The organism is Cryobacterium sp. TMT2-17-1, from assembly GCF_004402765.1.
In the GTDB taxonomy this organism is placed as follows: Bacteria; Actinomycetota; Actinomycetes; order Actinomycetales; family Microbacteriaceae; genus Cryobacterium; species Cryobacterium sandaracinum.
The window spans coordinates 214694-240212 of the sequence record NZ_SOGC01000027.1 but is presented as its reverse complement, the minus strand read 5'-3'; the positions used below and the strand labels follow the sequence as shown (position 1 = coordinate 240212).

24 protein-coding genes are annotated in these 25519 nt (G+C 69.9%); 7 read left to right on the top strand and 17 right to left on the bottom strand.

The window, feature by feature from the left end; translation table 11 throughout:
• Positions 1 to 3 precede the first annotated feature (3 nt).
• Positions 4 to 3765, bottom strand: coding sequence for an AAA family ATPase (locus E3O47_RS07320; protein ID WP_134419983.1), 3762 nt, complete (start codon positions 3763 to 3765; stop codon positions 4 to 6).
• Between the two features lie 277 nt (positions 3766 to 4042).
• Here E3O47_RS07320 and E3O47_RS07315 point away from each other — a divergent pair, with 277 nt between their 5' ends.
• Together E3O47_RS07315 and E3O47_RS07310 are read left to right on the top strand one after the other, a co-directional pair.
• Positions 4043 to 4762, top strand: a complete 720-nt coding sequence (locus tag E3O47_RS07315; protein WP_134419981.1) for a GNAT family N-acetyltransferase — start codon at positions 4043 to 4045, stop codon at positions 4760 to 4762.
• A gap of 15 nt (positions 4763 to 4777) precedes the next feature.
• The gene (locus E3O47_RS07310; RefSeq protein ID WP_134341759.1) at positions 4778 to 5125 is read left to right on the top strand and encodes a hypothetical protein; all 348 of its coding nucleotides are present in this window, start codon (positions 4778 to 4780) and stop codon (positions 5123 to 5125) included.
• Here E3O47_RS07310 and E3O47_RS07305 read toward each other — a convergent pair.
• Positions 5061 to 5633 carry a hypothetical protein gene (locus E3O47_RS07305; protein WP_241976701.1) on the bottom strand — a complete coding sequence of 191 codons (573 nt, stop codon included), beginning with the start codon at positions 5631 to 5633 and terminating at the stop codon, positions 5061 to 5063. The two genes, E3O47_RS07310 and E3O47_RS07305, sit on opposite strands and share 65 nt — an antisense overlap.
• Before the next feature lie 28 nt (positions 5634 to 5661).
• Here E3O47_RS07305 and E3O47_RS07300 point away from each other — a divergent pair, with 28 nt between their 5' ends.
• Positions 5662 to 6030: a hypothetical protein gene (locus E3O47_RS07300; RefSeq protein WP_134419980.1), complete on the top strand. Its 369-nt coding sequence runs from the start codon at positions 5662 to 5664 to the stop codon at positions 6028 to 6030.
• Positions 6031 to 6342: 312 nt separating this feature from the next.
• Here the strand turns inward: E3O47_RS07300 and E3O47_RS07295 are convergent, their stop codons facing one another.
• The 9 genes from E3O47_RS07295 to E3O47_RS07255 all read right to left on the bottom strand — a co-directional run bounded on the left by E3O47_RS07295 (position 6343) and on the right by E3O47_RS07255 (position 16727).
• A complete protein-coding gene (locus E3O47_RS07295) occupies positions 6343 to 7284 on the bottom strand; it encodes an Fpg/Nei family DNA glycosylase (RefSeq protein ID WP_134419978.1) in 942 nt (313 codons plus the stop codon).
• A 33-nt stretch (positions 7285 to 7317) separates the two neighbouring features.
• On the bottom strand, positions 7318 to 7977 hold the full coding sequence (rnc, locus tag E3O47_RS07290; protein ID WP_241976707.1) for a ribonuclease III: 660 nt from the start codon (positions 7975 to 7977) through the stop codon (positions 7318 to 7320).
• A 162-nt stretch (positions 7978 to 8139) separates the two neighbouring features.
• A complete protein-coding gene (gene rpmF, locus E3O47_RS07285; RefSeq protein WP_066596228.1) occupies positions 8140 to 8343 on the bottom strand; it encodes a 50S ribosomal protein L32 in 204 nt (67 codons plus the stop codon).
• 2 nt (positions 8344 to 8345) lie between these two features.
• Positions 8346 to 8918, bottom strand: coding sequence for a DUF177 domain-containing protein (locus E3O47_RS07280; protein WP_104171681.1), 573 nt, complete (start codon positions 8916 to 8918; stop codon positions 8346 to 8348).
• Between the two features lie 11 nt (positions 8919 to 8929).
• Positions 8930 to 11371, bottom strand: a complete 2442-nt coding sequence (locus E3O47_RS07275; protein WP_134419976.1) for a DUF3488 and transglutaminase-like domain-containing protein — start codon at positions 11369 to 11371, stop codon at positions 8930 to 8932.
• Positions 11358 to 12869 carry a DUF58 domain-containing protein gene (locus tag E3O47_RS07270; protein ID WP_134419974.1) on the bottom strand — a complete coding sequence of 504 codons (1512 nt, stop codon included), beginning with the start codon at positions 12867 to 12869 and terminating at the stop codon, positions 11358 to 11360. Before E3O47_RS07270 ends, E3O47_RS07275 begins: the two co-directional genes overlap by 14 nt.
• A 58-nt stretch (positions 12870 to 12927) precedes the next feature.
• A complete protein-coding gene (locus E3O47_RS07265) occupies positions 12928 to 13899 on the bottom strand; it encodes a MoxR family ATPase (protein WP_134420021.1) in 972 nt (323 codons plus the stop codon).
• An 86-nt stretch (positions 13900 to 13985) separates the two neighbouring features.
• The gene (gene coaD / locus E3O47_RS07260) at positions 13986 to 14474 is read right to left on the bottom strand and encodes a pantetheine-phosphate adenylyltransferase (protein WP_104103054.1); all 489 of its coding nucleotides are present in this window, start codon (positions 14472 to 14474) and stop codon (positions 13986 to 13988) included.
• Between the two features lie 57 nt (positions 14475 to 14531).
• Complete coding sequence (locus tag E3O47_RS07255) at positions 14532 to 16727, bottom strand: ATP-dependent DNA helicase RecG (RefSeq protein ID WP_104103051.1); 2196 nt, start codon at positions 16725 to 16727, stop codon at positions 14532 to 14534.
• Between the two features lie 95 nt (positions 16728 to 16822).
• Between E3O47_RS07255 and rsmD the strand changes: the two genes are divergently transcribed.
• On the top strand, positions 16823 to 17401 hold the full coding sequence (rsmD, locus tag E3O47_RS07250) for a 16S rRNA (guanine(966)-N(2))-methyltransferase RsmD (protein ID WP_134341767.1): 579 nt from the start codon (positions 16823 to 16825) through the stop codon (positions 17399 to 17401).
• Between the two features lie 7 nt (positions 17402 to 17408).
• Here the strand turns inward: rsmD and thiL are convergent, their stop codons facing one another.
• Positions 17409 to 18416 carry a thiamine-phosphate kinase gene (gene thiL, locus E3O47_RS07245; protein WP_241986114.1) on the bottom strand — a complete coding sequence of 336 codons (1008 nt, stop codon included), beginning with the start codon at positions 18414 to 18416 and terminating at the stop codon, positions 17409 to 17411.
• 24 nt (positions 18417 to 18440) lie between these two features.
• Here thiL and E3O47_RS07240 point away from each other — a divergent pair, with 24 nt between their 5' ends.
• From E3O47_RS07240 to E3O47_RS07230, 3 genes are all read left to right on the top strand, one after another.
• Positions 18441 to 18956, top strand: a complete 516-nt coding sequence (locus tag E3O47_RS07240; RefSeq protein ID WP_104171675.1) for a DUF3515 family protein — start codon at positions 18441 to 18443, stop codon at positions 18954 to 18956.
• Between the two features lie 213 nt (positions 18957 to 19169).
• The gene (locus tag E3O47_RS07235; protein WP_104103039.1) at positions 19170 to 20228 is read left to right on the top strand and encodes a YeeE/YedE family protein; all 1059 of its coding nucleotides are present in this window, start codon (positions 19170 to 19172) and stop codon (positions 20226 to 20228) included.
• 35 nt (positions 20229 to 20263) lie between these two features.
• Positions 20264 to 20491 carry a sulfurtransferase TusA family protein gene (locus E3O47_RS07230; protein WP_104171673.1) on the top strand — a complete coding sequence of 76 codons (228 nt, stop codon included), beginning with the start codon at positions 20264 to 20266 and terminating at the stop codon, positions 20489 to 20491.
• Between the two features lie 28 nt (positions 20492 to 20519).
• Here the strand turns inward: E3O47_RS07230 and E3O47_RS07225 are convergent, their stop codons facing one another.
• The 5 genes from E3O47_RS07225 to leuD all read right to left on the bottom strand — a co-directional run bounded on the left by E3O47_RS07225 (position 20520) and on the right by leuD (position 25516).
• Positions 20520 to 21638 (bottom strand): D-alanine--D-alanine ligase family protein, encoded by a 1119-nt coding sequence (locus E3O47_RS07225; RefSeq protein WP_134341768.1) that lies wholly within the window; start codon positions 21636 to 21638, stop codon positions 20520 to 20522.
• Complete coding sequence (locus tag E3O47_RS07220) at positions 21541 to 22638, bottom strand: NAD(P)H-dependent glycerol-3-phosphate dehydrogenase (protein WP_104103030.1); 1098 nt, start codon at positions 22636 to 22638, stop codon at positions 21541 to 21543. Before E3O47_RS07220 ends, E3O47_RS07225 begins: the two co-directional genes overlap by 98 nt.
• A 19-nt stretch (positions 22639 to 22657) precedes the next feature.
• Complete coding sequence (locus E3O47_RS07215) at positions 22658 to 23353, bottom strand: lysophospholipid acyltransferase family protein (protein ID WP_241973097.1); 696 nt, start codon at positions 23351 to 23353, stop codon at positions 22658 to 22660.
• 133 nt (positions 23354 to 23486) lie between these two features.
• Positions 23487 to 24809: a UDP-N-acetylglucosamine 1-carboxyvinyltransferase gene (gene murA / locus E3O47_RS07210; protein ID WP_233191550.1), complete on the bottom strand. Its 1323-nt coding sequence runs from the start codon at positions 24807 to 24809 to the stop codon at positions 23487 to 23489.
• Between the two features lie 98 nt (positions 24810 to 24907).
• Positions 24908 to 25516, bottom strand: a complete 609-nt coding sequence (gene leuD, locus E3O47_RS07205) for a 3-isopropylmalate dehydratase small subunit (protein ID WP_104103024.1) — start codon at positions 25514 to 25516, stop codon at positions 24908 to 24910.
• Positions 25517 to 25519: the final 3 nt, after the last annotated feature.

Genomic DNA, 25519 nt, shown 5'->3' with positions numbered 1-25519 from the left:
GTGTCAGGATGCCTGCTCGTCATCCTTCGCGATGCGCTGCCCGACCACGGCCGAGACCCCATCGAGGCGCATCGAGACGCCGTAAAGGGCATCCGCGATCTCCATCGTGCGTTTCTGGTGGGTGATCACGATGAGCTGACTGGTGGCGCGCAGGTCCTCGAAGATAGTCAGCAGCCGGCCGAGGTTGGCGTCGTCGAGGGCAGCCTCGACCTCGTCCATGATGTAGAACGGACTCGGGCGGGCCTTGAAGATGGCAATCAGCAGGGCCACGGCGGCGAGCGAGCGCTCTCCGCCCGACAGCAGCGAGAGCCGCTCGATCTTCTTGCCGGCGGGCTTGACCGAGACCTCGATGCCGGTCGTGAGCAGGCTGTCGGGATCGGTGAGACGGATGCTGCCGCTCCCGCCCGGGAACAGCACCGGGAACACCTCGGCGAACGCCGCCTGGGTGTCGTCGAAGGCGCTGCCGAAGATGGCACCCATCTTCTCGTCGATCTCCTCGATGATGGTGAGCAGGTCGCGGCGCGTGTTGGTGAGGTCGGTGAGCTGCTCAGTGAGGAAGCGGTGCCGCTGCTCGAGCGCGGCAAACTCCTCGAGGGCCAGCGGGTTCACTCGGCCGAGCTGGGCATAGCGGCGCTCGGCGACGGTCAGGCGGCGCTGTTGGTCGTCCCGGTCGAAGCGGACGGTTTCGGAGGTCGGGTCTGGGCTGTTCTGGACGGCGCCCGGGATCGGCTGGTCGGGCCCGTACTCGGCCACGAGCACGTCTTCGGTCAGACCGAGGTCGCTGACGGCGCGCTCGAGCAGCCCGGACAGGTGCAGCTTCTTCTCGTAGATGGCCAGTTCCAGGCCGTGCACGGTCTCGGTGACGGCCTGCAACCGGGCGCGCAGGGCGCTGTCCTCCCGGCGCAGCGCTGCGATTTCCTCGTTCTGGCTGCTGCGCTCCGCCTCGGCGGTGGCCAGGCGCAGCCTGGCTTCGCTGGCGGAGGCGTCGACCGAGGCAAGCACCAGCGGGAGCGCCTCGGCCACCCGGCTGGCGGCATCCACCTGACGGCGACGGATGACCGCACGCCGGGCTGCCTCCTCGGCCGCCGCCCGCGCGGCAGTCTGCTGTTTCGCGAGCGCGTCGGCCCGCGCCTGCCCGGCGCGCACGCGTTCGCGGGCGGTCTCGGCCTGGAGCCGGGCCTCGACCTCGGCTTCGCGCGCGGCCTCGAGGGCGGCGACGAGCGCGTCGCGAGGTCCGGTATCCGGCACCGGGCGCGGCCGGGCGCGCTGTTCGTCGCGCGCGGTGCGGGCCATCTCGCTCGCGGCCTCGAGGGCGGCGACGGCCTCGGCCTGCAGCAGGAGGGCGGCGGAGAGCCGACTCAGTTCGGCGGTGGCCGCCTCGAGCTGCACGGTGGCCCGGTTGGTCTTCTCGGCCTGCACGGTCGTGCGGGACTCGAACGCCCGCACCCGGGCGGTGGCCGCCTGGGCCTGGGTCTTGCGGGCGGACAGCACGACGCGGGCCTCGGCGAGGTCGGCGACGACCTGCTCGAGCCGGGTGCGCACCGCAGCGAGCGAGTCGGCGGCCGCATCGCGGTCGGCGATGAGCTCGAGGCGGCTGCGCCGGGCCCCGGAACCACCGCACAGCACGGTGTCGCTGAATACGTCTCCGGCCCGGGTGATGACGGTGATCGACAGGGCTGCGCGCCCGGCGGTCGCCACGCCAACGGTCTCCACGCCAACGGTCTCCACTTCCTCGGATCGGGGTCCGAATCGGTCCACGGCGGCTCGGGCGGCGTCGAGGTCGTCGGCGATCACCGTACGCCGGAGCAGACCGAGCACCCCGGGTGGCGCGTCGATCACCGATTCGGCCCAGAGCAGCCCGGGCTGCATGGTGAGGTCTGGCCGGGTGTCGGGTGCGAGGACATCCGTCGTGCCGGTACCCGACGTGCCAATACCTGACATGCCGGTATCCGTCGTGCCGTCACCGGGCGCGTCGGCGTCGATCGTGCCGGCCGTCGCATCGCCGGTCGCGTCTGCGGGCGGGGCGTCGGCCCTGGCGTCTTCGTCGATCGTGCCGGCCACGATAAGTTCGACCCGGCCGAGATCGTCGGCGCGGGCGCGCACGATGGCGTCGACGGCCGCGCTCCAGGTGTCGGCGAGCACGGCGTCGGCGAGGGAGCCGAGGGCGGCGGCGATGGCGGCCTCGTAGCCGGGCCGCACGCGCACATGCTCGGCCACCAGACCACGGATGCCCGCCGGGGCCGCAGCGAGCAGGGCCGCCGAGCCGTCCTTATGGTCCAGGGCGAGGGACAGTGCCCCCGCGCGGGCGGCGAGGGCGTCCCGTTCGCGTTCGCCGAGGTGCAGTTCGTCGCGCAGGCGTTCGACCTCGACCTCCGCCTGGGCGACGGCAGACCGGGCCGCGGCGGCAGCCTCGGCCGGGTGGCTCTCGCCGGCGTCGACGGCGGCCGCGTCGAGCGCCGCGGCGTCCGCGGCGAGTCCGGCGAGGTGTGCCTCAGCCGTGTCGACCCGGCCACGGGCGGCATTGAGGGCGTTCTGCTGCCGCAGCACCTCGCCGCGCACGGAGGCCAGGCGGCCCGCGGCGGTCTCGGCCTGCCCCGTCAGCTGGGAGAGGTGGAGGTCGTGCCGGGAGACCAGCACGGCCTGGGCGGCGATCTGTTCGTCGAGCGCGTCGAGCCGGCCCCGGGCCTCCTCGGTGGCCGCGCGGGCGGCAGCCCAGGTGGAGTCGGCCACGTCGATGCGGCTACGCAGCGCGTCGATCTCGGCGGCGGCATCCGTCAGCATCGCCGTGGTCACGCTGGGGCCGGCGTCCACGGACTCGGCCTGCGAGCCGAGCAGGGCCAGCCGCTGGTTGGCGAGGGTGTAGAGGCCGCGCAGGCGCTCCTGCACGGATTCCAGGCCGAAGTTCGTGCGCCGGGCCCGGTCGACGGCGTCGCCGATCTGCTCTTGCTCGAGTCGGCGCAGGCGCCGCTGCCGGGTCTCGAGCTGTTCGGTCAGCACGAGTCGTTCGGCGTGCCGCTCGCTCTCGGTGCGGCCGTGCGCGTCGAGCGCGATACGCAGCGTGACCACGTCGTCGGCGAGGAGCCGGGCCCGGGCGTCGCGGGCGACGGCGGCGATGATCTGCGCCTCGCGGGCGATGTCGGCCTGGCGTCCGAGCGGTTTGAGCTGCCGACGGATCTCCCCGGCAAGGTCGCTGAGCCGGGTGAGGTTGGCCTGCATGCCGTCGAGCTTGCGGAGGGTCTTCTCCTTGCGCCGACGGTGCTTGAGAATGCCGGCGGCCTCCTCGATGAACCCGCGGCGCTCCTCGGGGCTGGCGCGCAGCACGGCGTCGAGCTGCCCCTGCCCCACGATCACGTGCATCTCCCGGCCGAGGCCGGAGTCGCTGAGCAACTCCTGCACGTCGAGCAGGCGGCAGGTGCGCCCGTTGATCGCATACTCACTCGCACCGTTGCGAAAGAGGGTGCGGGAGATGGTGACCTCGGTGTAGTCGATCGGTAGCGCGCCATCCGTGTTGTCGATGGTCAGCGTCACGGCCGCCCGGCCGAGCGGGCCCTTGGTGGACGTGCCGGCGAAAATGACGTCTTCCATCTTGCCGCCGCGAAGGGTCTTCGCGCCCTGCTCGCCCATCACCCAGGCGAGTGCGTCGACGACGTTGGACTTGCCCGAGCCGTTGGGCCCGACCACGCAGGTGACGCCGGGTTCGAAGGCGAACGTGGTGGGGTGGGCGAAGGATTTGAAGCCTTTGAGCGTGAGGCTTTTCAGATACACGGTTTCGCCCCCTTTCGCCGCTGACTCGGGTCGCGGCTGCCCGGCGCGCCGCCCCCAGTAACGGTACCGGACACAGCCGCCACCGCCCGGTAGGCGCGGTCCCTGGCGGTAGGCGCGGTCCCTGACGAATTCAACGGAGATTTTGCCGATTTGGAGCGGAAACGGATGTATCGGGCCGGGTTTGAGCAAAATCTCCGTCGAATTGGTTCGGAGTTGGGGCCGAACCCGGGCGGCAGGGGCGGCAGGGGCGGCAGGGGCGGCGCTACGCTGGCCGATCATGGGGACCTTCACCTTCGAGATCGACGAACTCGCCATCCCCCCCGCGCCGCAGGCTCCCGGCTGGGCCGATTTCGAGGCGGCAAACGGGGTGCGCAACACGGTCGAGGCGGAGGCGTATGGCACCACCGACCTGGAGCTGACCGCCGAAGAGCTCCTGCCGGACTGGCTCAAGCAGGCGTGGGAGCCCAAGCGCCTCCTCGTGGCCCGGTCCAAGGGACGCCTTGTCGGGCGCGGTCACTACGAGACCCTTCCGGAGGGTTCCGCCGAGCACGCGTGGTTGGCCGTGGAAGTGCTTCCCGAGTACCGACGGCGAGGCATCGGCTCAGCCCTCACTGCCCGGCTCGAGGCGATCGCGCACTCCGAGGACCGCAGCGTTCAGATCGTCTACGCACCATCACCGACAGCGCCGGGTGGGCGCCTTCACTCCCCCACCGGGTTCGGTTCGGTTCCGCTCGGCAACCCCGAGGTTCGGTTCCTTCAGGGCCGCGGCTACCTCCTCGAGCAGGTCGTGCGCGCCAGCCGGCATACCCTGCCGGTGGATCCCCCGCAGCTACGTCGACTGCGCGACGCCGCCGCCGCGCACGCGGGTCCGGACTATGCAGTGCTGCAGTGGGTCGATCGCACCCCGCCGGAATGGTTGCCCGATCTGGCGGTGCTCTACACGCGCATGAGCACGGATGCCCCGAGCGCCGGCCTTGCCGAACCGGAGCAGCTCTAGACGCCCGAGCGCGTCATGCAGGAGGAGCAGAAGGCTGCCGCCGGCAGGCGCACGGCGTTGACCTCGGCGGTGCTGCATGGCCCGAGCGGCCACCTCGTGGGATTCACCGAGCTGGAGGTGCCGGCGGAGTCCCGCCGCGCGGTCAGCCAGGAGGACACTCTGGTGCTGCGCGAGCACCGCGGCCGCCGGTTGGGGATGCTGCTGAAGACGGCGAACCTCGAGCTGCTCGCGGCGGAGCGCCCCGGGCATCCGTCGGTGATGACCTATAACGCTGAGGAGAGCCGGCACATGCTCACGGTCAACGAGGCCATCGGCTTCGTGCCGCTTGGTTACGAGGGAGCCTGGCGCCGCGACGCCCTCTAACCCGGCTCTCCGGCCCTCGAGCCTGCCGAGCCCTGAATTTCCGAACCCTGAGTCCCAGAGCCAAAGACCCAGATCCCGAGACCCGACAACCAAAAGCCCAAAGCCAAAGCCAAAGAACAAAAGACCGCAAAGCCAGCAAAGAGGGCAAAGCCGGCACACGTAGCTGAGGCGAAGGGCGGCGACCGCCGAACACCCGGCCCTGATCGGCCTCGCCGGCGATCGTCAGCAGCTGCACGAGGGCATCGGCGGCGATCTGGTCCGTGGTGCGGGGGTCGTCCTGCATGCGTGTGGCCCACGCGGCTTTCGCCTTGTCGACGAAGCGCACCCCGCCGCGGCGAGGGCTGGTGATCGAGTCGAAGACGGAGAGCACGAACTCGCCGTCTTCGGTCGCGAAGAGGCCATTCAGACGCACCTTGCCGTTGCCGAGCCGGTAGACCTTCAGGAACCGGTCGTCGTGGGCCTGCTTCTCCCAGGCGGCAATGCCGGCCTCGTCGAGGCGGTCGCGCATGCGCCGCGCCAGTCTGAAGACCTGGTCCGTGTTCAGCGTCGACGCCTCGACGAGAAGCAGGGGTCAGGGCTTCGGTGAGCTTGTCGGCGGTGACCGTCGCGGCGATCTGGCCGAGACCAAAACGGATCGACTCGGCCGCGTCGACGGAGAGAGCGCCCCTGGTGACCGCGCGGGCGATCGGCGCTTGCCAGGGCACCTTCGCAACGAACTCCGCGACCTCGGCGGCATCAGCGTCCGGCGACTCCACGGCCGCCTCGACGCGCGCCTGCGCCGCCTCGGCACCGGCCATCATCGTGCCGACCGAGACCAGTTTGAACGCGTCGGTCTTGGTCGAGCCCGTCACCTTTTGGATCAGCGCCTCGGGCGAGAGGAATCCCTGCTGCGGGGCCAGACCTGAATGGCCGAGTTCGGGCCGGGACCGCCGGGCGATGGTCGCCGCCATCCACGCGGATCGCGTGTCGAGGAGGCGGCGGGCGGCCGCGATCTGCTTCTGACCGGCCAGCACCTCGGCGTCGGCGAGGTGCTCCTAGTCGGCGCAGGAGGAGTCCAGGCGGGCGACGGCATCCGTTGCCGCTCTGAGGTCATCTGCGGCGGTTGTCATGGTCCGCGGTTAGCAAAGATGGTGATTAAAGTTGAGAGTTATTCACTTGATATTCAAAAGAGTTTCGTATTTTTGTTCAACAGTCAGGCTTCTCGCGGGCAGCGAGCCTCAGCGCAGCCGTTGGCATCGCGGGCAGAGGTGTGAACTGCGGTTCATGAACTGCTGCCGCACGAGCAGTGTGCCGCAGCGGGGGCACGGTAGACCCTGCCGGCCGTACGTGTTGAGGCGGTGCGAAAAATATCCGGACTGACCATTCACGTTCACGTATTGCGCATCGAAACTGGTGCCGCCCTCGGCCAGGGCCCGGTTCAGGATGCTGCGGACCGCGCCGAGCAGCGCCCGCCCCTTCGCGGGCGACAGGGAGTCTGCCGGCTGCTCGTAGTGCACCCGGGCCTCAAAAAGGGCCTCGTCGGCGTAGATGTTCCCGATGCCGCTGATCAGGGTCTGGTCGAGCAGGGCGCGCTTGATCCCGGTCTTCTTGCGGGCCAGGGCAGCCAGGAAGAGCGGCGCCGAGAAGCCCGGATCCAGCGGGTCGCGCGCGATGTGCGCCACCTGCGACGGGATCAGCCCCGACCAGCCCAGGCCCGAACTGGCTAGTCCGTCCGCCCCGGTCGCGCCGCCTGCGAGCCCGGAGTACCCGGCCGTCAGCCCGTCGCGGGTGGGCTGCATCGAGTCCACGGCCATACTGCCGAAGATGCGCTGGTCGACGAAGTTGACCCACAGCTCGCCATGTTCCGGGTGCTCGATCTGCAAACGGATGCGCAGGTGCCGGTCCGTGTCCGATCCGGGGCTGCGCAGCAGCACCTGACCACTCATTCCGAGGTGCACGACCAGGGCGCGCCCGGAATCCAGCGGCAGCCAGAGGAACTTACCCCGGCGGACGGCGGCGAGTACGCCCCGGCTCTGCAACAGGTCGGAAAAATGCCCGCTCGCGGCGTCATGGCGACGCAGGGATCGTGGCTCGAAGACCTCGACGCCGACGATCACGGCGCCGGTTACGGCCGGCGCCAGGCCGGCGCGAACGACCTCCACTTCAGGAAGTTCGGGCATGCGAGCCTTTCAGCGTCACGGCCTGACAGCAGCTCAGGGAGCGCTGAGGCGCGTCCAGGCGTCGAGTGCGGCGGCCATCTCGGCGTGCTTCTTGCTCGTGCCCTCGCCGACCGCACTGACGTCACCCACGGTGACGGTGGCGATGAAGATCTTGGAGTGATCGGGTCCGCTTTCCGCGATGGAATACACGGGAACCCCGGTGCCCAGGCGAGCCGCGGCTTCCTGCAGGCTCGTCTTGGGGTCCATGGATACTCCGAAGTGCCCTGGGTCACGGAGGAGCGGCTCGATCAGGCGCAGCACGAGCGCCGTCGCCGTCTCTCCGCCGGAGTCGAGGTAGACCGCTCCGATGAGCGCCTCGACGGTGTCGGCAAGGATCGACGACTTGTCACGCCCATTGGTGAGGATCTCGCCGCGGCCGAGGCGCACGTACGCACCCAAGCCGATGCCGCGCGCGATGCCCGCCAGGGCAACGCTCGACACCAGGCTGGCCCGGCGCTTGGCAAGGTCACCCTCGTCGAGCTGCGTGTACTCCCGATAGAGCATGACCGTCACGGCCTGCCCCAGAATCGAGTCGCCGAGAAATTCGAGGCGCTCATTATTGGGTATGCCGCCGTGCTCGTACGCGTACGAGCGGTGGGTGAGAGAGAGCTCAAGCAAGGCCGGGTCGATCTGCACGCCGAGAGTCGCCAGCAGGGACGAAACCTCGGGATCGACGTTCACGAGTGCCGGCTCAGCGAGTGCGCGCCGGGCAGATGCCGACCGAAAACACTGATGCCGCGACTCAACGGAACGGGACCCTGAATCGGGACTCCCGGCATCCGTCGGCGCGGCATCAGGCGTTCGAGCACGACGAGACTAAACGTCGGCGACCTTGCGGCCCTTGTATTCCATGAACAGCGCCGTGCCGGCTGCGTCGGTGACGACCTTGGCGCGGTGCGGCAGGCTGTAGACAACTTTGCCGTTTTCCATGGTCTTGACCAGGGTGGGCGCTTCGGCCTTCCAGCAGGAACGACGTGAACGGGTGTTGGAGCGTGATTGCTTGCGCTTCGGGACTGCCATGACTACTTCTCTTCTCTATCCGTTTCAGCCTGGATGTCTTCATCCGTGCCGCTGCTTTCGGAAGCTTGGAATTCCATGAGCGCGGCCCACCGGGGATCGCGCTTTTCTTCGGGTAGGAACTCAGGGGCCTCGGCAAGCCGTTCACCGGTCTCGGGGTCGAGACCTGGGCAATCCGGCCGGCAAACCGGCTGGAACGGCAGTGACAACACCACCGCATCCCTGATCAGAGGTTCAAGATCCACGTGGTCATCTTGAACTTCACTTTCATAAGCTTCGTCTAGAGAGTACGCGAAAAGCTCGTGAAACTCGACTTGGACCGGCAATTCGACGTCGATGAGGCATCTGCCGCACTCTCCGGCGGCGATTCCGGACACCTGGGCCGACACGAGGATGCCCTCGTGCAGGGTTTCGAGGCGCAGGTTCGCGATCACGGTAGAGCCGGCCTTCACGGCGACCAGGCTCTCGCCGAGGTCTCCCGGCACGACGATTTCGAGGTGTCGTTCGTGCATGGTGCCCGGGCGGTTGATCAGGTCGCGCACATCGACCTTGTACGGGGTCTTCTTGAATCTACTCACGAGGGAAGATTCTACGCGTTCACGGCTGGGCGTCCGATTCGTCGCTCGCCGGGGCGCCAGAGCGATGCCGGCAGCAGCGTCGCCCGCACCCGCAGGCGCCGGCCCGACACCGAATGGATGCCGCGGAGCACCACGTCGAGGTCGGCCACGCGTTCCGCCGCCCGCGCGGACTGCGCGTCGTCACCCGGTCGCCCGTAGTGGCTGCGCTCCGCTCCCACGAGGAGCCGGTCGAGGGCCTCGGCCGCGGCTCCCCCGCCCGGACCGGCGCCCTCCGTAACGCTCTCGGTACCGCCTACCGAGCCGATGAGAACCCGGAGCCGCGCGGCGAGCTCGCGCGGCGTCTCGGTCTCCCGCACGAAGACGCCATGGTCCACCGCCGTGTCGCTGACCTCACGCCACGCCTCCACGGCCCCGCTCTGCCCCGACAGGAGGCCCCGGCGCCGCAGCATCCGCCGGGTCACCCGGATGAGGGCCGGCAGAAGGAGCAGCGCGAACGTCCCGAGGACGAGCAGGCCGAGACGGATGATGCCGCCGCGCGAGTCCGCGGGCGAAGAAGCGTCGGCCTGGGCGTCAGCGGCGTTCTGGCCGCCGAGGTCCTCGGGGCGCGGCGCGTCCGACGGGCCGGCCTGGCCGGAATCAGTCAGCGGAACGGTGACGGCATTGTCCTGCGTGTACGCAGGCACGGCGCCGCGGCCGGGCGTGGGCTCGAAGGGCACCCAGCCGACGCCCTCGAAGTAGATCTCCGTCCACGCGTGAAGGTCGTGGGTGTCGACGCTGTACCGGCCGACCCCGGCGACGGAACCCGACGCGGACAGCGACCCGGGCTGGTAGCCGATCGCGATCCGGGACGGGATGCCGATCGAGCGGGCCATAGCCGCCATCGCCGAGGAGAAGTGCACGCAGTACCCGGTCTTCACCTCGAGGAAGGTGCTGACGACGTCAATGCCGCCACCGTCATAGCCGGCCTCGACGGGAGCCTCGGTGTCGTAAGCGAAGTCGCTGCCGCGCAGGTAGTCCTGCAGGGCCCGCGCGGCCTCGTACGCGCTCGTGGTGCCGGCGGTGACCTCACGCGCGGTGTCGCCGATCAGGGCCGGAGTCTCGGCTGGCAGCCTCAGGCTGCGCCGGATCTCCGCCGGATACGCACCCTCGGCTTCCCGCAACTGCTCCGCCGTCGGCTCCAACGTGAGCGCGGTGACGGTGTACTCCTGGCCGCGGGTCGTGTCGCCGGGGCTCGTGATGGACCCGGTCGCCTCGTTCCAGTACCAGGCGCCGAGCAGGCCGGTCACCGAGCGGGGCGGCGCAGGGGTAGGCAGCCACCGGGCGGCCAGGTTGTCGATGCCGATGGTCGTGATCGTCTCGCTCGTCTTGATATCGGGTGAGAACCCTGGCGGCAGGTCGATGTCGTCGACGGCGTTCGCGCGGCTCCTGGGCGCCTCCCCGGCGGTCCAGTTGCGGCCCGAGAATTCATCGAGTGTCAGCAGCCGAAGGTAGGGCGGCCGAGTCGCCGTGGTGCGGAAGTGCAGCACCGGTTCGGCGTCCGGCCGGCGCAGGTCCTGACCGAGGTTGATCATGGGGCTGACACCGTTGGCAAACAGCAGGCTGCTGCCCGGGCGCGCGCGCGTGAGGCTGCCCCCAGGCAAGACGGGCGTGGCGACGCTGACCACGATTGCCGCCACTATCGCGACGCTGCCCACGACGACCGCTCCCTTAGAAGAGCCGGGCACGTGGCGCCGCCCGGGCGCGACCGTGCCGGGCCCCGCTACGACCGGCGGGCCGGGCAGGCTGCCGGCTCGGCGCATCCGGATCTCGACATGGAGGAGCAGGAGGTAGGCGGCGGCCGTGAGCACGAGGGCCTCCAGGTTGGCCTCGTGGCCGAGGGCAAGCCCCGGCACGAGCAGCGGCACCAGCACGGGCAGTCCGGCGAGCGCGGGCACGCGCAGGATGACCGCGAGCGTGTCGATCAGGATCGCGATCACGCCGGCGCCGGCGCTGAGCAGGAACAGGATGCCGGCGGTCGCCTCGGCCGGCGTCGATTGCTGCTCGATGGAGACCACCCCGGAGAGCGCCAGATCGCGGAACCGGTCGATCGTCTCTCCGGTCGGGATCAGCCAGAGCCAGCCGCTTCCGGCGCCGAAGAGCAGCGTCAGGACCGCCACAAGAACCCCTAATCCAGCGAGCGGCCCGAGGAAGACGGGCAGGCCGGCGCGGCGGAACCCGGCGGAACCGAGCAGGACGCCGGCGGCCGTGAACGTCATCAGCCACCACCAGCCCGTGCCCTCGAGCAGCGGCCCGAGGCCGGCGTCGGCCACGACCAACAGCAAGAGGAGTGCGAACGCGAGGGGCCACTCCGCCCGCTTGAGTCGGGCCGCGCGGGCGGAGGGGTCGCGCCAACCGGTGCGAGTGCCCTGGTCGGGAGCGGCCTGGTCGGGAGCGACCCGGTCAGACGGCGTCATTCAGGGGCCTCCTCGCGCCGATAAAGTCCTCCCAGGCACGGGGGATGTCCGGGGTCTGGTGCACGGGGATGCAGCGCCAGCCGGCCTCGCGCAGCCGGCGCACGGCATCCGTTCGCACCGTGGGCAGCACGAACGCCACCGCGGGGCGGCTCTGGGACACGAGGTCGGCAAGCTCGGCCAGATCCCGGTCGTCGACGGCGACGAGCACCACGAAGGTCGGCAGCAGCCCGCCGGGCACCACGAGCGTGCTGAGTTTCGCGGCGGTCCCGGACTCGGGCGTACCTGGTTCGACGGATGCCGGGGGTCCGGGCTTCACTGCGGGGCCGCCGAACGTGTACGTCTGTTCTGCTTCGTCCTCGCCGGTCTCCGCCGGGTCGGGCGGGTCCGCCGGCTTGACCCCGGCCAGCCCTTCGAGCAGCAGCGCGACTCCGCCCGGCGGCAGGAAGACGGTGGGAGGGTCGCCGCGCAGGCCGCCTCGGCCGCCGGGTCGCCCCGGGGTGGCGTTCGCCTGGCCCGGGCTCGCCAGTCTGCCGGACGAGCCCGAGCTGGGACTGGACAGGCTCGGTGTGGACAGGCTCGGTCCCAGCGCAACGAGGTCGAGCCGGTAGCCGGCCGCCAGCAGGTGCACCCCCACGGATGCCGCGAGCTCGACGGCCACCTCGAACGCCTGCTCGAGGCGCGGCCCGCCGAGATCGGTGCCGCTGTCGGCACCGGCACCAGTGTCGGCACCGACGACGGTCGGGCGGCCGCGGCGTCCGCGCAGCGCGGTGTCAAGCACGAGTCGGGCTCCGGGGTTGCTCTGCTCTTCCTCCTGCCGCACCATGATCGCGCCCAGGCGGGCCGTGGCCGGCCAGTTCACGCGGCGCAGCGGGTCGCCCGGCCGGTACTCGCGCGCGATCAAGGGGTCTGCGTTGTGGTTCAGGTGCCGGAGCCGCTCCGGAACGTCGCCGTCGTTCAGGGTGCCGGTGAGGCCCCGGCCGGCCAGGGCGGTCACCCGGGGCGTCACCGCCAGGTCGTGCGGCTCCCCCACGGCCCACTCGCCCGAGGCAAGGCCGAACGGATCCGAACGCCCGATCAGCACCGGGCCCGTTGCGTAGAGACCCCGCCGGGGCAAGCTGAACCGGTACTCGAACCTCACGCTGTCTGCACCGGTGTCCGGGCCGCCCTCGTAGCGGTTGAGGGCCGGCAGCGGCGTTCCGGCCGGCACGGTCAGTCCGGCGTCGCCGGCATCCCGCCCCCGCACGGTGTCCCGCAGATGCAGGCCCGCCAGGGGCCGGGGGGAAAGGTTCCGCACCCCGAGCCCCACGACGACCTCGCCGCCGGCCGGCACGACCGGTGGGCGCAGCATCCGGGTGACGCGCAGGCGCACCGGATGGATCGAGACGTACCCGAGGGCGGCGACGGGGATGGCCAGGAGCACACCGGCGATGAACAGAAGGTCGCGCTGGTTCGTCAGCAGGGCGAGCAGCAGAAGGCCGGCTCCCGCGGCGAGGAACATCCCGCCTCGAAGGGTGACCCGGGGAAACCGGACGCGCCGCTGCTTCGCCGGCATGGCGTCAGGGATGCCCGGTGGCACCGACGGGAACGGGGGTGGCCGCCACGATCCGGCGAACGATGTCGTCGACCACCGGGCCGCTGTCCTGATGGTGGCCGAGCACCCGGCTGCTCGCCACGAGGCGGTGCCCGAGCACGGCGACGGCGAGAGAGTCGATGTCGTCGGGCAGCACATAGTCCCGGCCGTGCAGCGCCGCCTGGGCCTTGGACGCCCGGATCAGCTGCAGTGTGGCACGGGGGCTGGCGCCCAGGCGCAGGTCGCGGTCGTCGCGGGTGGCCCGCACCAGGCTGACCGTGTACTCCTTCACCGCGGGAGAGGCGAACACCCGCTGTACGGCCGTCATCATTCCGCGCAGCTGGGCGCCGGAGACGACCGCCTCGATGCCGGCCAGCGGGCTCGACGTGTCTCGGGCATCCAGCATCATCAGCTCGGACTCGGTGTCGGGGTACCCCATCGAGATGCGTGCCATGAACCGGTCCCGCTGGGCTTCGGGAAGCGCATAGGTGCCCTCCATCTCGATCGGGTTCTGGGTGGCCACGACCGTGAAGGGCAGCGGCAGCAGGTAGGTGGAGCCGTCGACGGTGACCTGGCGTTCCTCCATGCATTCCAGCAGCGCGGACTGGGTCTTCGGGCTCGCCCGGTTGATCTCGTCCCCGATCACGATGTTCGCGAAGATGGCGCCAGGCTTGAACTCGAATCGGCGGTCCACCTGGTTGAACACCGACACGCCCGTCACGTCGGAGGGCAGCAGGTCGGGGGTGAACTGGACGCGGCTGACCGTGCAGTGCACGGACTTGGCCAGCGCCTTGGCCAGCATGGTCTTGCCGACGCCGGGAACGTCCTCGATCAGAAGGTGCCCCTGGGCCAGCAGCACCGTGAGAGCCGTCGTGACGGCCGTGTGCTTGCCGTCGATGACGGTTTCCACATTGCGGATGATCGCACGCGCCGCAGCCTCGACGGCCGGAAGGTCCATCAGGGTCTCGTCGTCCGTGTCGGCGACAGGGCCGCCCACGTTCCCGGCGAGCGCCGGAACGGAAACCGAGCGCAGGGGCGACGTATTCACACGCGTGTCTTCTGCAGGAACGCCGCCACGGCCGGCGGCACATACGGGGTGATATCGCCGCCGAGCGCGGCGACCTGGCGCACCAGGGAACTGGACACGTGGGCGTTGGCCGGGTCCGGCAGCAGGAAGATCGTTTCCACGGCGGCGAGGTTGCGGTTCACGATCGCCATCGGGGTCTCGTAGGCCACGTCCACCTGTGAGCGGATGCCCTTGATCAGCACGCTTGCGCCGACCTCCGTGCAGTATTCGACGAGCAGCCCCATGCCCCAGGAGGCCACCACGATGTTGCCCGGCAGCCCGGCGTCCAGGATGGACCGCTGCAGCAGGGAAACCCGCTGGCTGATCGGCAGTAGAGCCGTCTTGCCGGGGTTGTGCACGACGAGCACGTGCAGTTCGTCGAAGAGACCGGACGCCCGTTCAATCACGTCGAGATGACCCCGCGTGACGGGGTCGAATGAACCGGGGACGACGGCGATCCTGCGCATAGCGATCACCCTAGCCCCAGTGCGTGAACGGTGCCTGAGCGCGCTCCGATCCTGCTGTCAGGACTTGGTGAGCGAGGCCCGCTCCGCGTCGTCGAGGCGCCGCCGCACCGCCTCCCGCAACGCCGGGACCGATTCGAGGTGCGGGTCGTGCTCGCTCAGGCGCTGCGCATGGCCTCTGGCCTCCCCGATCAGGTCGCCGTCGGTCGCCACCCTCAGCAGGCGCAGCGAAGAGCGGCCCCCGGACTGGTTGCTGCCGAGCACATCGCCCTCTCGGCGCAGCTCCAGGTCGACCTGGGCCAACTCGAACCCGTCGAGGGTGGCAGCGACAGCCTCGACCCGCTCGCGCGCGATGGTTTCGGCCTCCGCGCTCGTGACCAGGAGACAGAGCCCCGGCACGCCGCCGCGGCCCACCCGGCCGCGCAGCTGGTGCAGTTGCGAGACGCCGAACCGGTCGGCGTCCAGCACCACCATGGCGGAGGCGTTGGGCACGTCGACGCCGACCTCGATGACGGTCGTCGCCACGAGCACGTCGATCTCACCGGCCGCGAACGCGCGCATGGCCACGTCTTTCTCTTCGCTGGTCATGCGCCCGTGCAGCGGTTCGATGCGGGCAGAGGCCAGGGCCGGGTTACGACGCAGTTCGGCGAGCACCATTTCGACGGATGCCGGCGCTGCAGCCTCGGGATCGACCTCCGCGCCTTCCTCGAGCTGTTTCGGGGCGATGGCCGGGCACACCACGAAACCCTGGCGGCCCTGGGCGAGCTCCTCCGCCAGCCGGGTCCACACCCGGGTGACCCAGCCGGGCTTCTCGAACACAGGCACGACGAACGTCTCGATGCCCTGCCGCCCCTCCGGCAGCTCCGCGATCGTGCTCACGTCGAGGTCGCCGAACACGGTCATGGCCACGGTGCGCGGGATCGGGGTGGCGGTGAGCACCAGCACGTGCGGCGGCACGGCCCCCTTCAGCCGCAGCGCCTCGCGCTGGTCCACGCCGAACCGGTGCTGCTCGTCGACGACGACCAGTCCGAGGTCGAAGAACGTGACCTTGTCGCCGAGCAGCGCATGCGTGCCGATCACGATCTTTGCCTGTCCGGACACCACTCGGAGCAGCGCCTTGCGGCGCTCTGCCACCGGCAGCTGCCCGGTGAGCAGGGTGGGCATCAGCGTGCCCGCCAGCTCGGGGCCGAGCGACCGCACGATCGTGCGCAGGTGCTGGGCCGCCAGAACCTCGGTGGGAGCGAGGAAAGCCGATTGGCCGCCCGTGTCGGCGACGGTGAGCATGGCCCGCAGGGCCACGACGGTCTTGCCGGATCCGACCTCACCCTGCAGCAGCCGGTTCATCGGGTGGGTCTCGATAAGGTCGGCGGAGATCTCCGTGGCCACGCCCTGCTGGTCCGCGGTGAGGCTGAAGGGCAGGCCGGCGTCGAAGCGCTCGAGCAGGCCGCCGGACGACGCCACGCGCGGGGTGGAGTGCTGCTGCCGGGCGGTGAGCCGCTGCTGCACCAGGGCGCTCTGCAGCACGAAGGCCTCGGTGAACCGCAGGGTGTCCCTCGCGCGGCGCCAGTCCGCATCGGTTTCCGGGCGGTGGATCAGCTCGAAGGCCCGGCCCTGCGGCAGTAGCCCGCGCTCGGCGCGCAGCCCCGGCGGGATCGGGTCGGGCACCGGGCCCACGCTGTCCAGCAGGATCGCGATGGACTGCGCGACCTGCCAGCTGGCCACGGTGTTGGTGGCCGGGTAGATCGCGACGGGCTGCTCGATCCAGAGTTTGGCGGCCGCGGCATCCGTGGGCATCTCGGGTTCGTCGTCGGCGCCGGGGCCGAAGAGCTTGTAGGTCGGGTGCGTGAGCTGCAGGTGGCCCCGGTAGTCGGTGACCTTGCCCGCGAACATTCCGCGCATGCCGGGTTGGAGCTGCCTGGCCCGCCAGGACTGGTTGAACCAGGTGAGACTGAGGATGCCGCGGCCGTCGGAGATCTTCACCTCGACGATCGACCCCTTGCGGGCTTTCATCGGGCGTTCCTCGACCGAGCGGATCTCCGCCACAATGGTCACGTTCTCGTCGAGCGGCAGCAGGCTGATCGACGAGAGCTCGCCGCGACGGGCGTAGCGGCGCGGGTAGTGGCTGAGCAGATCGCCCACGGTGTGCGAGCCGAAGGCCTTGCCCAGGGCGACGGCCGTTTTGCCGCCGACCACGGTGGCCAGCTTGCTGTCGAGGGTCACCGGGGCGAGAGTCTCCCCAGCCTCCGAATCGGTCATGTCTCGATCGTAGGCGGCACGTGCGACATGCGGCACCGCGTCGGCGCGGGTGCACCGCGACCGCGGCCGCCGACGGGCGATAAACTCGACGGGTTATGACGCGAATCGTCGCCGGGTTTGCCGGTTCCCTGCCCCTGGCGGTGCCCAAGACCGGCACCCGCCCCACCAGCGACCGTGTTCGGGAGGCGATCTTCTCCGCCCTCGACGCGCGCGACATCATCCGTGGCGCTCGGGTTCTCGATCTGTACGCCGGGTCGGGCGGGCTCGGCCTGGAGGCGGCCAGCCGGGGAGCGCGCATCGTGACCCTGGTCGAGAACAACTTCGGCGCCGCGCAGATGTGCCGCAAGAACACCGAGGCCGTGCTGCGGGCGGCACCGGGGCGGGGCGCCCCGAAGATCAAGGTGAGCAGCCAGGCCGTGCAGTCGTTCCTCGCGGCCACCGGCGAGGGGTTCGACCTGGTCTTCATCGACCCGCCCTACGACCTGGCCGAGACCGAGCTCGGCCACAACCTTGCCGCCCTGGCGCCGCTGCTCGACCCGGGCGCACTCGTCATCGTGGAGCGCAGTTCGCGCTCCCCCGAACCGGTCTGGGGAGCGGGCCTCGCATCCGACCGGCGCAAGGACTACGGCGACACGACCGTCTGGTACGCCTCCCCCGTGCTGCCGGCGGCCTGAGGCGCTCTCAGGCGACGGCGCCGTCCCAGCCGCGGTAGGGGTCCCAACCGGCCTGGTCGTGGGGGCGGCCATCCACCAGGACCGAGCCTGCGGCATCCGTCACCACGCCGACGGCGCGGAAGCCGGCCGGCAGCACGGCGCCCGGCGGGAAAGTGGCCAGCAGGCCGTGGTCCTCGCCGCCGCCGAGGGAACGCTCGACATTCTCGCCGAGGGCCGACCGGTCGAAGTCGATGCCCACGCCGCTGGCCCGGGCGAGGCGCCCGGCGTCGATGGCGAGTCCGTCGGACACGTCCAGCATCGCGGTCGCGCCGGCGCCGGCGGCGGCCGGGCCTCGGTCGATGGGCGGCACCGGTGCGAGCTGCGCGGCGACCGCCTCAGGATGCTGCGCCCGCAGTGCGTCCGCCAGCGCAGCATCCGGAACACCGTTTTCGTCCACGGCGAGGCGGAAGAGCAGGTCCAGGCCTCGGGCGGCCTCACCGAGGCGCCCGGCCAGGACCACGACGTCGCCTGGCCGCGCCCCGGAGCGCAGCACGGGCTCGCGTCCCTCGAGGTCGCCGAAGGCTGTCACAGCGAGCGTGAGGGCGTCGGACGCGGACAGGTCGCCGCCGACGACGCCGCAGCCGGGGGCCAGCGCCTCGCAGCAGTCGCGCACCCCGTCGGCGATGCCCTCGATCACCGAGATCGGCGTCGACGGCGGGGCGGCGATCGCCACCACCAGTGCGGTGGGACGGGCCCCCATGGCGGCGACGTCGGACAGGTTCGTCGCGGCGGCCTTCCAGCCGAGGTCGTGCGGGGACGACCAGGCGAGCCGGAAATCCGGACCCTGGATCATCATGTCCGTGGTGACGACGTAGCGCCCGTCCGGGGCCCGCATCACGGCGGCGTCGTCGCCGGGGCCGAGGAGCTGGGCCGCGGAGCCCGGCAGTCGCGGGAAGATCCGGGCGAGAACCTCCCCTTCGCTCAGGTCGGCCAGCGTCGCACTCATGGGGATCATCGCGCCCGCAGAATTCGTCATGCTTCAAACGGTAGCCTGAATGCAATGACTCCCCGCATCCGTTTCCTCCACACCGGCCTCGCGCTCACGCTCGTCGCCGGTACCGTGCTCCTCACCGGCTGCACGGCGGTCGTGCCGCTGGAACCGGCCGCGGATGCCGTCAATCCCACCTGCGCCGACCTCATCGTTCGCCTTCCGACCTCGGTGGCCTCGCTTCCGGAACGTGAGACGAACGCCCAGGCCACGGGCGCGTGGGGCACCCCGAGCGCGGTCCTGTTGCACTGCGGCGTTGCCGTGCCCCCACCGACGACGCTCCCCTGCCTCACGGTCAACGGCATCGACTGGATCGAAGACGACTCGGATGCCCCGCTCTACCGCTACACCACCTACGGCCGCGACCCGGCCACCGAACTGGTCATCGACTCGGACAAGGTCAGCGGGTCCACGGTGCTCGTAGACCTGGCGCAGGCCGTGGGTAACATCCCCGCGACGGGCCAGTGCCTCGGCGCCGCGGACCTGCTGCTGCCGACCGACGGCGAGACGGTGGCGCCCGCTCCATAGCCCGCCACCCTGCCACCCCGCCGTCCTGCTGCCCCGAGTCGACAGCTTTCGGGGGTTGCGGCCGCACGGACGAGTGCGGGTACGGAGTTGTCAAGTGTTACGTCTCATTTCGTTATGCCGCGACGTCTGGGAGCAGCGCCGCCGGCCGGCCCGTAACGTCGCTGGGGAGTCGCCGTCACACGGCGTGCGGCCTCTGATGGACGGGGACACGACATGCTTCTCACCGGACTCGGCCTGGGCGTCGCCCTGGGCTTCACCATGCAGCGGGGCAGGTTCTGCGTCACCGGCGCTTTCCGGGACCTGTGGCTCACGGGCAGCACCCGCTGGCTGACGGCCTTTCTGATCGTCATCGCGGTGCAGAGTGTGGGAGTCTTCGCCCTCGACGCTGCCGGTGTGATCACCCTCGACCCCCAGCCCTTCGCCTGGCTGGCCACGATCATCGGTGCGTTCATCTTCGGGTTCGCCATCGTGCTGGCCGGCGGATGCGCCACGGGCACCTACTACCGCGCCGGCGAGGGTCTGGTGGGCAGCTGGTTCGCCCTGATCTTCTACGCCCTCTTCTCCGCCATCTCGAAGACGGGCGCGCTGTCCGCTCCGGTCGCGGCGCTGCGCGGTATCACCGTGGAGGCTTCCACCATCCACGGCGTCCTCGGCATCTCACCGTGGGTGCTGGTCGCGGTGCTCGTCACCGGCGTCGGCCTGCTCGCCCGGCACCACCTGCGGCTGCGGTCGTCCCTGCCGGTCGCGTCGCTCCCGGCCCGCACGAGCGGCATCCGGCATCTCCTGTTCGAGAAGAAATGGGGCGCGTTCACCACCGCCCTGATCATCGCGCCGCTCGCCATCCTCGCCTGGCCGCTCAGCTGGGCAACCGGGCGCGAGTCCGGGCTCGGTATCACCGGGCCGTCCTCGAACATCGTCAACTACCTCGTGCGCGGCGATCCCCAGTTGATCGACTGGGGAGTGTACCTGGTGATCGGCATCCTGCTCGGCTCGTTCATCGCAGCCAAGGGCAGCGGCGAGTTCCGGGTGCGGCTGCCCGATGTCACCACCACCATCCGCAGCATCCTCGGCGGGGTGCTGATGGGCGTCGGAGCCAGCCTGGCCGGCGGCTGCACCATCGGCAACGGCATGGTCGACACCGCCACCTTCGGCCTCCAGGGCTGGGTGGCGCTGGTGTTCATGATCATCGGCACCGGCGCCGCGACGCGCCTCTTCATCACCGGGTCCGCGCGGGTAGGGGTCTCCCCCGCTCGCGTTCCGGCCAACCAGTAGCAACCCCGCAGCCAACCAGGAGAAAGAAGCCCGACATGGCACAGTACGTACTTGAGACCGACGGTCAGGTCTGCCCGTTCCCGCTCGTGGAGGCCGGAGCCGCAATCGAAAAGCTCGACCTCGGCGACGAGCTCACCATCAACTTCGACTGCACGCAAGCGACGGACGCCCTGCCACGCTGGGCGGCGGAGAGCGGCTACCCGGTCACCCACTTCGATCGCGTCGGGGACGCCCACTGGACCATCACGGTGCAGAAGGCCTGATCGCCGCGCCGGGCGCGCGGCTGGGCGGCTAGACCGCCAGGTGCAGCGCGGCCGGCGCGGCGCGGTGGGCGATCGCCACCTCGATCAGCTCATCAATCAACTGCGGGTAGGTGAAGCCACTGGCCAGCCAGCAGCTCGGGAACATCGAGATGGGGGTGAACCCGGGCATGGTGTTGATCTCGTTGATCACCCAGCCGTCATCGGTGAGGAAGAAGTCCACCCGCGCCAGGCCGGCGCCGTCGATCGCGTCGAACGCGCGGATGGCCAGGGCCTGCATCTGGGCGAGTTCCTCGGAGGTGAGGTCGGCCGGGCAGACCAGGTCGATGCCGGACGCACCGAGGTACTTGGCGGCAAAGTCGTAGAAGTCCCGCCCGGTGACCCGCACCTCGCCGGCGACGGATGCCCGCGTCGGCTCCCCAGGACGCCCCTGCAGCACCGCGATCTCGAGTTCGCGTCCGCGCAGCCCGGCCTCGATCAGAACCTTGCTGTCCTCGAGCAGAGCAACCCGCATCGCCTCGGCGAGCTGGTCCAGGGTCGACACCCGACTCACGCCTACGCTCGACCCCGCCCGAGCCGGCTTCACGAACACGGGCAGCCCGAGCTCCTCGGCCGCCGCGAACGCCATCCCGGGAGCCTCGGCCCAATCGCCGGCGGTGATGGTACGCCACGGGGCGACCGGGAGGGCAGCCTGCTGGAAGACGGTCTTGGTGAAGTGCTTGTCCATTCCGAGCGCCGACGCGAGCACGCCTGAGCCCACGTAGGGCAGCCCGACGAGTTCGAGTAGCCCCTGCACGGTGCCGTCCTCGCCGAACGGGCCGTGCAGGATCGGGAAGACCAGGTCGACGTTACCGAGCGAACGATAGCCGGCGCCGTCACTGACGGTCAGCTGGCGGCTGAGGCTGCTCTCCGGCCAACGGATGCGGGTGCCGTTGTCGAAGACCTCCGGCAGTTCGTCCGCGTCCAATGTGAACCGGGCCGGGTCATCCGCTTCGAGCACGAAGGCTCCGTCACGGGTGATGCCGACCGGAATGACGTGGTAGCGATCGCGGTCAATCGCCGCCAGGACGCCGCCCGCTGTGGCGCAACTGATCGAATGTTCGCTTGACCGACCCCCAAAGAGCAGCGCCACCGTGAGCTTGTTCGTCATCAATCGTCCTTTCGCCCTGCGGCTCCGCTGAGTCCGTGGTCAGGTGCGGGGCGAGATCCCGCGGTTTCAGAGTACCGGCCAGCACCTGGCGGACCTGCTCAACGATGGGCATGTCCACCCCCTTGGCGCGGGCGAGATCGAGAATGGGGCCGACGGACGCAAGACCCTCGGTGGTCTGCTGCATCTGCTTGACGACGTCGTTGATGCCGTAGCCCTGGCCGAGGAGCCGGCCGGCGGTGTTGTTGCGCGACAGCGGCGACTGGCAGGTCGCGATCAGGTCGCCCAGGCCGGCCAGGCCAGCCAGCGTTTCCGGATGCGCGCCGTAGGCCACCGCGAAATCGGTCATCTCAACGAGACCGCGGGTGATGATCGACGCCTTCGTGTTCTCCCCGTAGCCGACGCCGTCGACGATGCCGATGGCCACGGCGATGAGGTTCTTCAGCACGCCGCCGAATTCGGTGCCGATGACATCCGTGTTGACGTAGGAGCGGAAGTAGCGGTTGCGGGCCAGCATGGCAACGGCCTGCGCGGTCTCGAGGCTGTTCGAGGAGACCACGGCCGCCGTCGGCTGTTCCTTGGCGATTTCCAGGGCCAGGTTGGGTCCGGAGATCGCCGCGATCAGGTCGGGGTTGATCGGCAGGATCTCGGCGATGATCTGACTCATGCGCAGGCCGGACCCGCGCTCGACGCCCTTCATCAACGACACCACGATGGCGCCGGGAGCCAGGAACGGCTCAGCCAGGATCAGGTTCTCGCGCAGCGACTGGCTCGGCACCGATACGAACACCTGCTCGGCGCCGGCGAGGGCCAGGTCGAGCCTCGCGGTGGCCCGCAGGCCCTCCGGCAGGTTGATGCCGGGCAGGTAGTCGCTGTTGCGCCGGGCCTCGGTGATCTCGCGGGCGAGCTCGGGACGGCGGGCCCACAGCACGACGTCGGCCCCGCCGTCGGCCAGGATCTTGGCGAACGTGGTGCCCCAGCTGCCGGCACCGAGAACGGCCACCCGTTTGCCTGGCTGAACCTTAGGCTTCAAAACGGCCGGTCTCTTTCTGATCGTGCTCGGTCGGGTTCCAGCGCTTGGACGGCGCCGTCTCACCCCGAAGATCTTCGAGCAACTGGGTGATGGCGGCCATGACGAGCGTGGTGGCCTCGTTGAGCGTCGCCGGGTCGAGGTTGCGGCCCCGGAACTGCGCCAGGTCGAGCGGGTCACCGATCTTGACCAGCACGGTCTTGCGCGGGAATAGGTTCAGCCGCTTCGAGTAGCGCGGCATGATCGCCTGCGCTCCCCAGTGGGCCACCGGCACGATCGGGATACCCTGCTCGAGAGCGATCCGCACAGCGCCGGTCTTGCCACGCATCGGCCACAGCGCGGGGTCCCGGGTCAGCGACCCCTCCGGGTAGACGACGACCATCTGGCCACGTTCGACCAGTCGCTCGGCCGCCTTCACGGGCTCGCTGCCGCGCACGCTGCCACCGCGCTGCACCGGGATCTGTCCCGACTTGTGCAGCAGCCACCCGATCACCGGGATTTTGAAGACGGATGCCTTCGCCATGAACCGGGGCGCGCGCCCCATATTCCAGCTCATTACCCCCATCAGAAGCGGGTCGATCTCGCTGAAGTGGTTGGGCGCCATCACGAACGCCCCCGAACGGGGGAACTTCGCGGCGTCGGTGACCTTGTACCGCACGGCGAGATTGATCACCGGAAGGATCATCATCGCCAGCACCCAGAACACGGATGGCCGCCGGGTCTCCGAACGCTCCCGCCCGGGGTTCACGACGTCACGGGAGATGTGGGTCTGGGGCGTTGGATCGGACACGGACGCTGGATCGGATGCTGGCACAGCCCCATTATCCTTCGAGATCGAAGTCAGCCCCCAACAGTTGAAGCTTGGTGATGAAGTTCTCGTAGCCGCGGCTGATGATTCCGACGTTGCTGACGGTGGAGGTTCCCTTCGCGGTCAGCGCCGCGATCAGGTGGCTGAAGCCGCCGCGCAAATCGGGAACCTCGATGTCGGCGCCGGTCAGTTTCGTCGGCCCGGTGATCACGGCCGAATGGTTGAAGTTGCGCTGGCCGAACCGGCAGGGGTGCCCGCCGAGGCATTCCCGGTGGATTTGGATGGTGGCGCCCATCTCGACGAGAGCGTCCACGAAGCCGAAGCGCTGCTCGTAGACGGTCTCGTGCACGATCGAGACGCCGTGCGCGTGGGTCAAGGCGATTACGAGCGGCTGCTGCCAATCCGTCATGAAGCCGGGGTGCACATCCGTCTCGATGATGACGGGCTTGAGGTCGCCGCCCGGGTGGTAAAAACGGATGCCGTCGTCTTCGATGTCAAACGCCCCGCCGACCTTGCGGAACACGTTCAGGAACGTCAACATCTCGGGCTGGCGTGCGCCACCGACGAAGATGTCGCCGTCGGTGGCCAGGGCCGCTGCCGCCCAGCTAGCCGCCTCGTTCCGGTCGAACAGGGCGCGGTGGTTGTAGCCCTCGAGGCGCTCGACGCCCTCGATCCGGATCACCCGGTCGGTGTCGACCGTGATGATGGCGCCCATCTTCTGCAGGATGTTGATGAGATCCATGATCTCGGGCTCGATCGCCGCGCCCTTGAGCTCGGTGATGCCCTCCGCGCGCACGGCGGTCAGGAGTACCTGCTCGGTCGCGCCGACGCTCGGGTAGGGCAGGGATACCTTGGTGCCCTTGAGCCCGTTGGGCGCGGACATCCGGATGCCGTTGGGCTGCTTCTCGACGACGGCGCCGAACTTGCGCAGCACGTCCAGGTGGTAGTCGATCGGGCGGTCGCCGATGCGGCAGCCGCCCAGATCGGGGATAAACGCCTCCCCGAGGCGGTGCAGCAGAGGGCCGCAGAACAGGATCGGGATGCGCGAGGAACCGGCGTACGCGTCGATCGCCGCGAAATGCGCGCTCTCGACGTCGACCGGGTCGAGCAGCAGTTCGCCGGGCTCGGCGCCGTCGGTGACCTTGACGCCGTGCACTTCGAGCAGCTGGCGCACGATGCGCACGTCGCTGATGTTCGGCACGTTTTTGAGCGTGCTGGGACTCTCACCGAGAAGGGCCGCGACCATGGCCTTGGTGACCAGGTTCTTCGCGCCTTTCAGTTCGATCCGGCCGACCAGGGGGATGCCGCCGCGGATGGTGATCCGGTCGCCCTGCAGCCCGACGGCCGCGCCCCAGTTCTGGGCGTTCTCGCGGTTCTGCGCGTCCGACCGGTTCTGGTCGTCTTCACGGTCCTGGGTGTTTTCGCTGATGGTGCTCACAAACGTACCTGCCTTGCGGGGAGAGTGCGGGGCCGCCATGGCTCCCGGTGGGATTCGAATTCTGCGATCCGCGCTTCATCGCGCAGGGTGAGTCCGATGTCGTCGAGGCCCTCGAGGAGGCGCCACCGGGTATAGTCATCGATCTCGAACGGAACGGTGAGGCCGCCCACGCGGGCGGTCCTCGACACGAGGTCGACCGTCAGTTCGACTCCGGGACAGGCCTCGATGATGTCCCACAGGCGCTGGGCGTCGGCCTCGGAGATCTGGCCGGCGAGCAGACCCTGCTTGCCGGAGTTGCCGCGGAAGATGTCGCCGAAGCGGGGGCTGAGGACCACGTCGAAGCCGTAGTCGCGTAGCGCCCAGACGGCGTGCTCCCGCGAGGAGCCGGTGCCGAAGTCGGCGCCGGCCACGAGCACGCGGGCACCCTCGTAGGCCGGATTGTTGAGTACGAAGTCGGGGTCGGCGCGCCAGCGGGCGAAGAGGGCGTCTTCGAAGCCGGTCTTGGTGACGCGCTTGAGGTAGACGGCGGGGATGATCTGGTCGGTGTCGACGTTGGAGCGGCGCAGTGGAAGCGCGATGCCCGTGACGGTTGTGAACTTTTCCATTAC